We start from the raw sequence: 12,907 nt of genomic DNA, 5'->3' as shown, positions 1-12,907 counted from the left end.
TTGACATCTCCTTTAATTATCTAAACAATTTTTTCATGCGTCCAAGAACAAAGATTGCTAACAATACGCTAATAACCGCAATGATCATATCGAAAAATAACGTCATTTTAATATCGTACGTGCTGACCAACCCACTTGTAATGAGCGGCACAAGAATAAACGCTGAGCTTGCCGCAATGTTGACGTATGATGAAGCCGTTGCTTTGTTTGTAGGGAATAATTTCATCATAATACTCATCGCCAGCTGGAAGATTCCCGCTGTAAATAGCCCTAAGAAAAAGGTGCTGATAATGACAATGCTGTATGTTTCGATTTGGAAAAGTGAAAGCATTGCAAGGAACGCCCCAATTGGATAAATGATCGCTACCATAATCGGTGAAATGAATTTATCTAAGACGATCGACAGCAAGAGAACAGATACCAGTGCACCGATACTAAAATAAGATAGAAGCTGTGTGGCTTGTTCTGTGCCAAGTCCGATTAATTTTAACCCGAGCTGCGGAAGCCATGTCTGCCATACGACAAACAATGCAGTTGACGTGAATCCCATGAGTACAACAGCTAAGCCTTCGCCAAGCATTTTCGGTTCTTCTTTCAGCTGCTCCTGTACTGGCAGAGCGTCTTGTGAAGAAACTCGCTTATGGTTCGGGAAGGGCATAAAGATTAAGTAAATCCCAACAAGTAAATAAAGAAGTCCTAGTCCAAAGAACGCCCAGCCCCAGAAGATGTCATGTGCCACTAGGAACGCCAAGATAAATGGAAGAACAGTCGCACCAATGGATACAGACGCTTTCACTAAAACAGAAGCGGAACTTGCTTTTTTCGGAAATGATTCAGTCAAAGCAGGATAGGTTCCTGAATCAAGCAGTGAATTTGCAATACCTGCTGAAATCGCAAGGATAAATGCCAGTGTATAACTCGTTGTCGTTGGAATACCGATTAAGAATAATAAGTAAAGAAAATTTCCTGTAATAATGACAGGCTTACGTCCCCAGCTGTCGGCTAACCGGCCTGAGAAAAAGAGAGCAATGAGTTTACCAATTCCGATCGCCGATACAAGCAAGCTGATTTTCGGAATATCTACATGGTAACGTTCAGATAAGCTATCCATGTTGGAAGCTACAATGATATTGATCATGCCAAGCATGAAGTAATTTAAATACATGCCGAGTGACGATTTAATATAAGGATTTTTCATGTTCCCACTCCTATATTTGTAACCCTTTTAGGGTTAAATTCTTTGTATGTCGGTTGTTCTTTTTATGAATGTACATAAAGCCCATCACAACACCCTTTATGTCATGGATGAAAAAATAATGAATATTCATCTGTTCTCCAATCAAGTACATCGTTCTACCAAAATATAAATATAAAAACATCATTGATAAGAAAATGAATCTTCATAATTTGATCAGGATTAGAAAACTCCACTTTTACATGATGTTGAATAAAAAAATGATACACAGAAATAGGTACAACGATATACCAAAAGAAGCAACGAGATAAATATACTCCTGTGTTTAAAATGTGTCAAGTTTATGACTTTGTGATTTAAAAAAAGAAAAATGAAATAAAGAAATGATTGACTTGCTCAATAAAAAAAGAGAATTGCTGCATGCAATTCTCCTTTTCACAATGAGGTAGAGGTTTCTCTGATATGAAGTTGAGGCTTTAAGATTAATCGCTGTAACTCTTCATCCTGTTCGTTCATTTTTTGATATAAAAGGGTCGCTGCTTTTACCCCGATGGACCGTGGGAATGAAGAGACAGTGGTGAGTGGTGGGTGATACATTTCCGCTTCAGGGATGTTATCGAATCCAACTACATCGATATCTTCACCAGGCTTGATGTCACGTGATGTCAAGCCTTGAATGACCCCAAACGCAACTAAGTCACTAAAACAAAAAATAGCAGTAGGAGGATCGGGCTGATCGATGACTTGGGCGAGTGCTTCTTTCCCGCCTTCACGAGTCGGTTCCATATCAATAATAAGCGATTCATCAATTGTTACGTTTGCCTCATCGTGGGCTCTTTTGAACCCTTTCATTCGATCGATCCAAGTCGAGGAGACCTTGATGCCGCCTAAAAAGGCAATGCGCCGATGTCCTTTTTGAAGAAGATGATGGACCGCCATCCAAGTGCCTTGTTCATAATCAGCGCCGACATAGTCACAATGCACATCTGCTAATTCACGATTTGCCAATACTTTTGGGGTGCGAATTTGATTTAATTGTTTGACCGTCCGAGTAGAGCTTTTCGAAGCTAGGTTTAAAATGATCCCGCCAACTCGGTGCTCTACCATGGTAGAAATGAGCCGTTCCTGCTTATCGACACTGTCAAAGGTTGTCCCAAGTAAAACGGTATAGCCCAGTGATTCAAGTGTGGTTTGCACGCCGATTAAAAACTCAGAAATAAACGTGTTTGAAATATCCGTGACAATCACACCTACAATATTTGAACTTTTTGACCGCATGTTAGCAGCGACGCGGTCATACACGTATCCTAATTCCTGCATAGATTGAAGGACCTTTTTTCGAGTGACTTCAGAGATTCTTGGGTTGTTTCGAACAACGAGTGAGGCCGTTGAAGTCGATACACCGGCATGACGGGCGACTTCCTGTAATGTAACACGCTGTTTGTTCATTTTTTTCATTTATCTTCACCAACTTCAATGGATTGCCTAACTTGGTTCATGGTCAGGGTGGATTTCTCTATTAAACGAGCCGAACATCTTTTGATTTATTATACCTTAATGAGGGGTATTGATGAAGTGAAGTCAGCTAGAGTGACAGAAATCATAAAAGATTTCCATTGACAGCTTTCTTGTTGAGGCGTAAAATATGAAATTATTCAGAAATAGCAACATTTTAAGTAAATAACGAAGGCTATGATTGCTGTGGGTCAGACTATAGCAGGAGCAGCTTCTGGAGAGACCGCATGTATATGCGGCGCCGAAGGGTTCACAATCTCAGGCAAAAGGACAGAAGAGTACGAAATATTGTATTTGTAATGCATGGATGACGCCGTGTATTACTTTTCTCTATTTTGCTATTCTTTTATGACCGTGAGATTGGAGCGCATCCAATCTCTTTTTTTATGGACTTTTTGAGAGTTCATTATTTCAGTATAAGATCGTGTCGTAGGAGGGCGTTGGCATTGGAACAACAAGAATTAAAACGAGATTTATCAAACCGCCATGTTCAGTTGATTGCAATTGGCGGAACCATTGGAACAGGGTTGTTTTTAGGCTCTGGAAAGGCCATTCAATTGGCAGGTCCATCCATCATTTTTGCTTATTTAATTGTCGGAATGGCGATCTTTTTTGTCATGAGGGCACTCGGTGAATTGCTCTTATCGAAGACAGGCTATCAGTCATTAACCGATATTGCAGAGGATTATCTTGGGCCTTGGGCTTCCTTTGTGACAGGTTGGACGTATTGGTTTTGCTGGATTATGACAGCGATGGCAGATGTCATTGCGGTCGGAGTGTATGTGCAGTATTGGTTTGACATCCCGCAATGGATTCCTGCTATCATTTGTTTGTTGATTTTACTCGGATTTAATTTATTAACGGTGAAGCTTTTCGGAGAAATGGAATTTTGGTTCGCACTCATTAAAGTGATTACGATTCTATTGTTGATCGGCGTTGGAATTGTGCTTTTAATCATTGGTTTTCAAACAGATGCTGGACCGGTGACAGTGACGAATTTATGGTCACATGGTGGGTTATTCCCTCATGGCGTCACAGGTTTCTTATTGTCATTCCAGATGGTGATTTTTGCGTATGTGGGAGTGGAACTGGTCGGGGTGTCTGCTGCAGAAACAGCCAATCCGCAAAAAAACATCCCGTCTGCGATTAATAAGATTCCATTAAGAATTCTATTTTTCTATGTGGGTGCCATTTTTGTCTTGCTATGTATCAATCCATGGACTGAACTCAGTGCATCAGAAAGTCCTTTTGTGAAAACCTTTGGGCTGATTGGGATACCAGTAGCAGCGGGGCTCATTAATTTTGTTGTCCTGACGTCTGCGGCTTCTGCTTGTAATAGTGGTATGTTCTCAACGAGCCGAATTCTGTATAATCTCAGTCATCAAAAACAGGGACCGGCATCCTTTGGACGTCTGAATAAGCACGCTGTTCCAAGTAATGCACTATTCGTTTCAACGATTGTGGTATCGGTCGGTGCTCTTTTAAGCAAGCTGATTCCCGAACAAGCCTTTGGTATTGTCACAACGATCAGCGCCATTTGTTTCATTTGGGTATGGAGTATTATTTTAATTTGTCATTTGAAATATAAGAAGACACGTCCTGAACTGCATAAGGCGTCTACCTTTAAAGCGCCATTTACACCTTTTGTGAATATTTGTGTTCTAGTGCTCTTCGCTGCCATTCTTGTGATCATGCTGTTTGCGGATGCAACACGACCGGCGCTCTTATTAACACCGGTTTGGTTTGGTTTCTTATTATTGATTTATGCACGAAAGAAACGACGTGCAGCATAATGAATAGAAAAAAGCACAGCTTTTGCATTGGGCTGTGCTTTTGTTCATTTAACGATTTCTAATTCTGAACATGTAATTAGCATTCAAAATGATTAAAACAAGTCCAATGACCATGATGGAGAAGAGCTGAGAGTGATTGGCACCAAGGGAATACACAATCAAAATAAACATGGAACTGGTCAATAGGATATTCATCATTTGATACGTGTGAAACAGTCCGCCAAGCATCACATGCTTTTCACCTTCATCCGAAATAGCAAGCAGCTTTTTACTATAATCTTTGTCGGATGGGCTTGGCAGGTTGCGATTGGGGTAGACGAGCTTTAGGACAGATATCGCCACATATGAACTGATAATGGTGACGAGGAATAAAGCAACATTGACGAGAATGAGCCAAATAGGCTGCTCAGTGACGATCGCCATACCGATGGCAATAATGGACAAAATCGTACTCACCGTATTAGCTAAAGTCAAATCAGTAAAGGTCCGATATTGCTTTGCCTCCAGTTCATCCTCTTCATCTCCAGAAACCGAAAGAGATACTCTTTTCTTCATACGTGAAATCCCTGAAAAACAATAAATAATCAATAAAATCGTCAATCCACTGATGACAAGAGTCGCTTCAAATGTAACATCAAGAAGTGTCATCTCAAATTCGGCTGCCAACAAACAGTAAGCGCCGAGAAAGCCAAGGAGAGCACCTAATAGCATTTTGTATACAGTTTTCATGTGAGTTCATCCTCCTCGAATAGAAAAATACGTTCAATGGGTTCCTGAAAAATTCGTGATAGTTTAACAGCGAGCAAGAGAGACGGCATTAATTCATCTCGTTCCATTAAGCTGATCGTCTGGCGGGAAACCTTTGCACGCTTTGCAAGCTCCGTTTGATTCAAACCATCACGCGCACGAAGCTCTTTTAACCGATTTTTCATTCTGTCACCTCAATTTTGTTCTGAATCTTTCTTTGATTGTAAAGCATCTTATTCAAATTGACAAGTAAAGTTGTCAAATTGATAAAAATAATTGTCAGAAAGATCATCTTTCTTCAAAAGATGAACCATGATACGCTAAAAGAAAGAGAAACAGAAAATAGGTGATGCCCGTGTTCATTGATCAATTAAAAAGTGACTTACATCAATCACAGCCGCTGTTTATTGGAGAAGAGACAGCGTTCAAAGCGGCAATTCTTGTCCCCTTGGTGCAAGTAAACGGGGAATGGCATGTTTTATTTGAAGTGCGATCACTGACGATGAGAAAACAGCCTGGCGATATTAGCTTCCCCGGAGGCAAACTCGATGGCGGCGAAACAGCACAAGAAGCCGCACTTCGGGAAACATATGAAGAACTGGGGGTTCCGCCCGAGTCCGTCAAGATCTTAGGACAGCTCAGTCCTTATATTGCTTCACCATCCTTTGTGGTGTATCCATTTGTCGGGATCATTGATGAACAGCAGGTCAAACATTCCTTTAATCGAGAAGAAGTAGAAGAGACCTTTACCGTACCTCTATCATGGCTCAGCCAATATGAGCCGTACTTACACCATGTATCGGTGCAGCCGACACCGGGAGAGGACTTTCCTTATGAAAAAATCATGAATGGTGAGAAATACCGCTGGGGGAGTCGTTCGATAGAGGAATGGTTTTATGATTATGAAAATTACACCATTTGGGGATTAACAGCCCGCATATTAAAGCATTTTGTGACCGTTGCCAAAAGAAATTCCTAGAGACTTCAGCTCTAGGAATTTGTCGTTTTCAGCCGTTCTTTCGCTGTTTGTGTTCCTTTACCAATTGGAATAGACGCTCTCGCCTGGCTCAGTCCATAGGAAGGCATGTTCACATAGACAGATTCATACGAACCGGCTTGAATTTGATAGGTTTCATGATAAATACCCACTGCGTCATTGTTCTGAGCCCTCTGATGGAAGTTCTTCCAAGCCGCCAAATGTTTTTCCATCTTTGCATAGGCAAGGAGGTCATCTGTTGATTTCCAATATTGGATCATCGCTGTCGTGCGTAAGCCAAAGTAATTCTCTGTCCCGAGGAATCCAAGCTTATCTTGATGAGTATACAGCTCTTTGATCATACCAGGCATTGCCATGAACACAGGCATCCATTGATGAACCGCCCAGCGTTTGTTGATTCGCATGCCAATAATAAACACAACAATCGTGTCAGAATTGTCTGTTGTAAACCTGCCAGCTCGTATGTCTTTTTTCATACATTTACCCTTCCTTCTTCATCAAATGGGATGTTTCCACGCACCAATCAATTCCTGCTTGAGCCACTCTTTTTCCGTAATCTAACGTAAACAGCCAATACTTCGCATCTGCTTCATCGGGATAAAGCTCTTGAATGTTTTCTTCAATCGAAACATAGGTCTCATAACGGATACGAAGTTGTCTTTCATAATCCTGTAGAAGCACCAGTTTTTTCTCAATCGAAAGATATTGACCGAAGAATAACTTTAATAACACTTCATTTCGTTCTGTTGGTAACTGATCAAGAGGCTTTGCCAGCCATTGCCTTAACGTCTCCAGTCCTTTTTCAGTCAGATGATATTCCCGCTTGTCGGAGCGACCTGACGAAGAAGCAGGTGAAACCTCAGCAAGCCCTTCCTCGACTATTAACTTTAAAGCTGGATAAATTTGTCCATAACTAATTTTCCAAAAATGATGCAAGCTCTTATCAATTAATTTCTTCACTTCGTACCCTGACTTACAATTTGTCGTTAAAATCCCTAAAATTGCATACGTCGTATCATTGTATTTTTTCATTTCAGCACACCTATCTAAAAGATATATCATTTAGATATATAATAAACGATGTATAGCTGCAGACACAAGATGTATGAGAAAAAAACAAATGCTAGAAAGGAGATGAAGAGTTAACAGATTTTGTTCATTGTGTTTTGACATGTTAATGGTGAAAAAATACACATGTTAACAAAGGAGGTACGTATGAGTAAATTGAAAATGTGGATCGTGTCTATCCTAACAGTGCTAGTCATTGGTGGAGGCGGCTGGACAGCATATCAAGCAATTGCACAAAAAAATTCATTGAACCATTCCTATGCATTTGCGTATAAAACGAAGGATAGAATGAGCTGGTTTAAGGTATCTGAGAGCAAAGGGAAAGTAACAGGGCATTTGAATGAAAAGTATATAGAAGAAGTGAGATGGCATCCGCATATCTATAAAAAACAATTTGTCGTAACCGGCAGTTCAAAAGAAAATGGGTATGAATTCAAAGTCACACAAGGTAAAGAAACGATCGTATACGATGTTCATTTTTCAGGAAAAGACCTTTCAGTGAAAAAACAAGGCGAAAAGAAAAGCACGATTTATAAGGCAATCAATCAAAAAAAGCTAGAGAAATATCATAAAGATATCCAAAAACGATATGATTATCTATTCGATAGCGCGGAAGATAGGTTTTATGATAGTATGAGAAACTTCAAGGAGAAAGTGGCAAAGGTATATGGCTTTCTTTATACGGCAAAGGACAAACAATTATTATTACAGGTGAAAACCATGCATATTGAGCTTGGATGGTCCGGCTCCCTTCTAATCACAACGGTTCCCGGAGAAGATTGTAAGCCTTATAAAGAAATGAGATTAGAAGTCTCGGGTGATACGGATGGAAGAAATTTCGAAATGGGCCATGAGCCATCAATTGAAGACGGGATCATTAAAGGTTCCACTGATCGAGATGTAAAATCAATCAAACTTCCATTTAAAATGACAGGTGGTACCGTAGAATTAAAAGCGGTTACAAAACAGGAATATCAAAAACAAGCGAAAGCATTCAAAAAGCAGGCGGAAGAAAGAAAAAAATAGATGAGTGAAACCAGATGAGTTTACTCATCTGGTTTTTTATAATGGAGATAGTTCTTATTGATGATAAAAGGATATCGGTGTATAAAAAAGCGAGAAAGGTTGTTTCAATTAAATGAAAGAAAATTAAATTAGGTATATAGACCTTAATAATTTTTAGAAAAATAAATGTTGACGCTTTCATATAATCGATATATACTAAAAACAAATCCAATATGAATCAATTAGACATGTGACTGGTCATGCAGGCAGGATCTAAAAACGATGAATTTCTTTTATTTGTCGTTTTAGGTCCTTTTTTTATTGCCAAAATATAGGTCTCATGTATTAGAAAAGGGGGAGGAAAGATGGATTATACACAGGTTGCCAAAGACGTTTTACAGCATGTAGGTGGCAAAGAAAACATTGCTCATCTTGAGCACTGTTCAACAAGGCTTCGCTTCACATTGATTGATCAGAAAAAGGCAGATGTATCGGCTTTAGAAAAAACACCAGGTGTTATAGCTGTCAGAATGTCAGGTCAATGCCAAGTGGTCATTGGAAATGATGTCATCGAAGTATATCAAAAAGTAACAAGTCTAATGGGTGGCAGCACATCAGGGCAAGAAATGCCTTCTAATCAGCCTAAAGAAAAAAGAAAAATAGGCACAGTTCTGTTAGATTTCATTGTCGGTGTCTTCCAGCCGCTTGTTCCAGCTATCGCAGGCGGAGGGATTTTAAAATCATTTCTTCTTCTTTTCTCTTTATTAGGCTGGGTGGATGCAAAGGGTCAAACCTATCAAATATTGAACATGGTAGGGGATGCACCGCTTTACTTCCTGCCTTTACTAGTCGCTGTAACGACGGCGAATAAACTAAAGGTAAACCCGCTGGTCGCATTATCAGCAGTCGGTGCGCTTCTTCTTCCGAACATGACGGCTATGCTTACTGAAGGTGCGCAATTGCTGTCATTCGACGTGAAAAATATAGCTTATGCGTATCAAGTGTTCCCAGCAATCCTTTCTGTATTGCTTTACGCTCAAATGGAAAAATTCTTCACGCGATTTTCACCAAAACCAATTCGGATTTTCTTTGTTCCAATGATGTCATTAGTCATTACAGTACCAGCTACGTTACTTCTGTTAGGACCGCTTGGTTTTACAGCAGGACAAGGTTTTTCATCCATCATTCTTGCAATGTTTAATACAGTAGGCTGGGTAGCTGTCGCGATTTTAGCAGCAGTCCTCCCATTCATGGTCGCATCAGGTATGCACAAAGCAATGGTCCCTTATGCAGTCACAACGATGGGTACTCTTGGGAAAGAAGCACTTTATTTGCCAGCATCACTTGCGCATAATATTGCGGAAAGTGGAGCGTGTTTCGCGGTGGCATTGCGGACAAAAGATAAAATGCTTAGATCAACGGCCATCTCGGCAGGAATTTCAGCATTTTTTGGAATCACAGAGCCTGCATTATATGGTGTGACGCTTCAAAATAAAAGAGTTCTTGGAAGTGTTATGATTGGTTCCTTTGTCGGCGGGATTTTCATTGGTTTAGTTGGTTTGCAGGCCTTTGTACTTGTTGGCCCTGGATTAGCAAGTATGTCGATGTTTATATCAGATGAGCTCCCACGAAACCTGATGTTTGCTGTAATCGGGTTTGTCATATCGTTTGTTGTTGCTTTTGTTGCTGCCTTTATTTTAGGCAAGGATAAAACAGTAGAAGAAAAAACAAATGATCAAGATGCATTTGCGGACAAAATTGGAGCAGGCGAAACATTCAAAAGTCCTGTGATTGGTCAAATGATCTCTCTATCTGAAGTAAAAGATGATATTTTCTCTTCAAAGGTCATGGGAGACGGAATTGCCATTGTCCCTTCAAAAGGAGCACTTTATGCACCGGTAGACGGTGAGGTGACCATGCTGTTCGAAACAAATCATGCACTTGGTATGAAAACGGACCAAGGAGTTGAAGTGCTGTTCCACATTGGCATTGATACTGTTCAGCTAGAAGGTCAGTATTTCCATCCGAAAGTGCAAGCGGGAGATCGCGTTCAAGCAGGAGATTTACTGATTGAGTTTGACTTAGAAAAAATCATGGAAGCAGGTTATGATCCAGTTACACTTGCTGTCATCACAAATACAGATCAATATGAAATAAAGGTACAGCCATTACAAGAGGTCAATCGTCAAGATACATTGATGGTTGTCACACAATTAGGAGGCTAAACATATGACAACAATTAAAGGTTTTCCAAAAGGGTTTTTATGGGGCGGTGCCATTGCTGCCAACCAAGCAGAAGGAGCTTGGAATATAGATGGAAAGGGCCCGTCTGTTGCTGATATTGCGATGTACCGTTCCAATTTGAGTGTAGAAGATTATGAAGGACACGTGGCTGTTACTTCAGAAAATATAGATCGTGCGATAAAAGATCCAGGTGATAAAAAGTACCCAAAACGAAGAGGTATTGATTTTTATCATCATTATAAAGAGGATTTGGCTCTCTTTGCTGAAATGGGCTTTAAAACACTCCGCATTTCAATTGCATGGAGTCGTATCTTCCCTACCGGAGAAGAAGCTGAACCCAATGAAAAAGGGTTGCAATTTTATGATCGTGTATTTGCAGAAATGAAAAAACACAACATAGAACCGATTGTGACACTCTCACACTATGAAATGCCATTAGCACTGAGCGTGAAATATAATGGATGGGTTGAAAGAAAAGTCGTTGATCTCTTTGTTAAGTTCGCCAATGTATGTTTTGAACGCTATAAACATGATGTGAAATATTGGCTTACCTTTAATGAAATAGATAGCATTCACCGCCACTCTTTCATTACAGCAGGTATTATTCCTGATCGCTGCCCAGAAGGGAAAGTGGAGGAGACTGTTTATCAAGCACTTCATCATCAATTCGTTGCCTCTGCACTCGTAACAGCAGATTGTCATCGCATTATTCCAGGTAGCCAAGTAGGCTGTATGCTGACAAAATTGACAACGTATCCGCACACTTGTCATCCTAATGATGTGGAGCGGGCATTGAAACAAAACTTAGAAAACTATTTCTATGCAGATGTTCAGGTGTTTGGTGAATACCCACCACTGATTACACGGATGCTTGAGAGAAAAAATATTCATATCCATATGGAAGCAGACGACCTTTCCATTTTAAAAGAAAATACAGTAGATTTCATCTCGTTTAGCTACTATATGTCTTTAACTGAATCAGCTGATGAAGGGTTGGAAAAAACTGATGGGAATACCATCCGTGGTGTCAAAAATCCTTACCTTCCATCTACTGATTGGGGATGGCAAATTGATCCGGTCGGTCTGAAAATTTCTTTAATAGAATTATATGATCGTTATCAAAAACCGCTGATCATTGTAGAGAACGGCATGGGTGCAAAAGATGTTGTTGAAAGCGATGGATCAATTCACGATGATTATCGTATTAACTATTTCAAAGAGCATTTCCGTCAAATGAGAGAAGCAGTTGAAGAAGGCGTTGACCTTTTTGGATATACGAGCTGGGGATCAATTGATATTATTAGTGCAGGTACATCACAGATGTCAAAACGATACGGCTTTATTCACGTAGATCAGGATGACGATGGAAACGGAACATTAAAACGTTCTCGTAAAGACTCATTTTATTGGTACCAAAAGGTCATTGAAACAAATGGTGAATCGCTTGATTGAAAAACCACAATCATGAAAACAGGTGATGACGATGTTTAAAATCAAAAAAGTTTTAAACTCGAGTGTGGTTCTAGCTGAAGATCAGAACCAACAGGAGATGGTTCTATTCGGCCGGGGTATTGGTTATGGACAAAAACCGGGTCAAATGATTGAAGAAAAGAAGGCAGATCAGGTATTTATGTCTGTCGATAACATGAGAGCGAAGGAATTTCTTCAACTGTTAGATTCAATGCCTCAAGAGTTTATCGATTTAACTCAGCATATCGTTCAATATGCAGAAAAACGCTTAAACTCAAGTCTGAATTCAGGTGTTTATTTTACCTTAATGGATCATTTAAATTTTGCTGTCGAACGACATAAAAAAAATATTAATATTACGAATCGTGTGTACTGGGAAATCAAAAATTACTATACTGAAGAATTTGAAGTAGGGAATTACGCACTTGAGTTAGTCAATGATACATTGGGCGTACAATTACCAAAAGAAGAAGCGGCCAATATCGCCTTTCATTTAATTAATGCGCTAGGTGAAGAATCCGATTCGAAAGATAGCATGAAATATGCCAAAATGATCGGCAGTATTGTTAATCTTGTCCGCTATACATTGAATATGAAAATGGATCAAGAAAATATCCATTACAGTCGATTCATTACACATGTGAAGTTCTTTGTAGAAAGATTTTATGCAAATAAGTTACTTTCAGATCAAGAAAATGAGTTGTTTGAACAAATTGCACACTTGTATCCTCAAGCGATGGATGTTGCTTTTAAAATCAAAGTCTATATTAAGCAGGTGCATAGTACCGTCATTCCCAATGATGAGCTTACTTATCTTGCGGTACATATACACCGCCTCATATCTTATCAGCAATTAAAATAATGGTGGAACCA

At 39.7% G+C, this 12,907-nt stretch carries 12 protein-coding genes and 1 riboswitch; of the genes, 6 read left to right on the top strand and 6 right to left on the bottom strand.

The features are described from left to right. Positions 1–16 precede the first annotated feature (16 nt). Positions 17–1,198 (bottom strand): MFS transporter, encoded by a 1,182-nt coding sequence (locus C5695_RS19805; RefSeq protein WP_117732788.1) that lies wholly within the window; start codon positions 1,196–1,198, stop codon positions 17–19. A gap of 432 nt (positions 1,199–1,630) precedes the next feature. Beyond that, positions 1,631–2,653 (bottom strand): LacI family DNA-binding transcriptional regulator, encoded by a 1,023-nt coding sequence (locus C5695_RS19800; RefSeq protein ID WP_117732786.1) that lies wholly within the window; start codon positions 2,651–2,653, stop codon positions 1,631–1,633. 261 nt (positions 2,654–2,914) lie between these two features. Continuing rightward, a riboswitch (glycine riboswitch) is annotated at positions 2,915–2,994 on the top strand. Between the two features lie 162 nt (positions 2,995–3,156). Between C5695_RS19800 and C5695_RS19795 the strand changes: the two genes are divergently transcribed. Beyond that, positions 3,157–4,503 (top strand): amino acid permease, encoded by a 1,347-nt coding sequence (locus C5695_RS19795; RefSeq protein WP_117732784.1) that lies wholly within the window; start codon positions 3,157–3,159, stop codon positions 4,501–4,503. A gap of 48 nt (positions 4,504–4,551) precedes the next feature. Here C5695_RS19795 and C5695_RS19790 read toward each other — a convergent pair whose 3' ends face one another. Beyond that, complete coding sequence (locus C5695_RS19790; RefSeq protein WP_117732782.1) at positions 4,552–5,232, bottom strand: DUF3169 family protein; 681 nt, start codon at positions 5,230–5,232, stop codon at positions 4,552–4,554. Then, positions 5,229–5,435, bottom strand: a complete 207-nt coding sequence (locus C5695_RS19785; protein WP_034323321.1) for a helix-turn-helix transcriptional regulator — start codon at positions 5,433–5,435, stop codon at positions 5,229–5,231. The genes C5695_RS19790 and C5695_RS19785 overlap by 4 nt, the downstream gene beginning before the upstream one ends. A gap of 170 nt (positions 5,436–5,605) precedes the next feature. Between C5695_RS19785 and C5695_RS19780 the strand changes: the two genes are divergently transcribed. Beyond that, complete coding sequence (locus C5695_RS19780; protein WP_117732780.1) at positions 5,606–6,229, top strand: NUDIX hydrolase; 624 nt, start codon at positions 5,606–5,608, stop codon at positions 6,227–6,229. A gap of 11 nt (positions 6,230–6,240) precedes the next feature. Here the strand turns inward: C5695_RS19780 and C5695_RS19775 are convergent, their stop codons facing one another. Together C5695_RS19775 and C5695_RS19770 are read right to left on the bottom strand one after the other, a co-directional pair. Continuing rightward, on the bottom strand, positions 6,241–6,723 hold the full coding sequence (locus C5695_RS19775) for a DUF4188 domain-containing protein (RefSeq protein ID WP_117732778.1): 483 nt from the start codon (positions 6,721–6,723) through the stop codon (positions 6,241–6,243). 4 nt (positions 6,724–6,727) lie between these two features. Next, the gene (locus tag C5695_RS19770; protein ID WP_117732776.1) at positions 6,728–7,279 is read right to left on the bottom strand and encodes a PadR family transcriptional regulator; all 552 of its coding nucleotides are present in this window, start codon (positions 7,277–7,279) and stop codon (positions 6,728–6,730) included. Positions 7,280–7,462: 183 nt separating this feature from the next. On the opposite strand from C5695_RS19770, the gene C5695_RS19765 reads away from it, so the two are divergent. The 4 genes from C5695_RS19765 (at position 7,463) to C5695_RS19750 (ending at position 12,896) form a co-directional block, all read left to right on the top strand. Next, on the top strand, positions 7,463–8,341 hold the full coding sequence (locus C5695_RS19765; RefSeq protein ID WP_117732774.1) for a hypothetical protein: 879 nt from the start codon (positions 7,463–7,465) through the stop codon (positions 8,339–8,341). A gap of 344 nt (positions 8,342–8,685) precedes the next feature. After that, complete coding sequence (locus C5695_RS19760) at positions 8,686–10,545, top strand: beta-glucoside-specific PTS transporter subunit IIABC (RefSeq protein WP_117732772.1); 1,860 nt, start codon at positions 8,686–8,688, stop codon at positions 10,543–10,545. A gap of 4 nt (positions 10,546–10,549) precedes the next feature. Continuing rightward, on the top strand, positions 10,550–12,016 hold the full coding sequence (locus tag C5695_RS19755) for a glycoside hydrolase family 1 protein (protein ID WP_117732770.1): 1,467 nt from the start codon (positions 10,550–10,552) through the stop codon (positions 12,014–12,016). A gap of 31 nt (positions 12,017–12,047) precedes the next feature. Further along, positions 12,048–12,896, top strand: coding sequence for a PRD domain-containing protein (locus C5695_RS19750; RefSeq protein ID WP_117732768.1), 849 nt, complete (start codon positions 12,048–12,050; stop codon positions 12,894–12,896). Positions 12,897–12,907 lie beyond the last annotated feature (11 nt).

Source organism: Bacillus pumilus, assembly GCF_003431975.1.
Taxonomy (GTDB): domain Bacteria; phylum Bacillota; class Bacilli; order Bacillales; family Bacillaceae; genus Bacillus; species Bacillus pumilus_N.
The sequence above is the reverse complement of the archived record's forward strand: the minus strand, read 5'-3'. Positions and strand labels throughout refer to the sequence as shown.

Excerpts from the sequence above, each read along its gene's own strand:
- C5695_RS19805 (WP_117732788.1), bottom strand. The coding sequence starts at position 1,198 with ATGAAAAATCCTTATATTAAATCGTCACTCGGCATGTATTTAAATTAC.
- C5695_RS19800 (WP_117732786.1), bottom strand. The coding sequence starts at position 2,653 with ATGAAAAAAATGAACAAACAGCGTGTTACATTACAGGAAGTCGCCCGT.
- C5695_RS19790 (WP_117732782.1), bottom strand. The coding sequence starts at position 5,232 with ATGAAAACTGTATACAAAATGCTATTAGGTGCTCTCCTTGGCTTTCTC.
- C5695_RS19785 (WP_034323321.1), bottom strand. The coding sequence starts at position 5,435 with ATGAAAAATCGGTTAAAAGAGCTTCGTGCGCGTGATGGTTTGAATCAA.
- C5695_RS19775 (WP_117732778.1), bottom strand. The coding sequence starts at position 6,723 with ATGAAAAAAGACATACGAGCTGGCAGGTTTACAACAGACAATTCTGAC.
- C5695_RS19770 (WP_117732776.1), bottom strand. The coding sequence starts at position 7,279 with ATGAAAAAATACAATGATACGACGTATGCAATTTTAGGGATTTTAACG.
- C5695_RS19765 (WP_117732774.1), top strand. The coding sequence starts at position 7,463 with ATGAGTAAATTGAAAATGTGGATCGTGTCTATCCTAACAGTGCTAGTC.
- C5695_RS19760 (WP_117732772.1), top strand. The coding sequence starts at position 8,686 with ATGGATTATACACAGGTTGCCAAAGACGTTTTACAGCATGTAGGTGGC.
- C5695_RS19755 (WP_117732770.1), top strand. The coding sequence starts at position 10,550 with ATGACAACAATTAAAGGTTTTCCAAAAGGGTTTTTATGGGGCGGTGCC.
- C5695_RS19750 (WP_117732768.1), top strand. The coding sequence starts at position 12,048 with ATGTTTAAAATCAAAAAAGTTTTAAACTCGAGTGTGGTTCTAGCTGAA.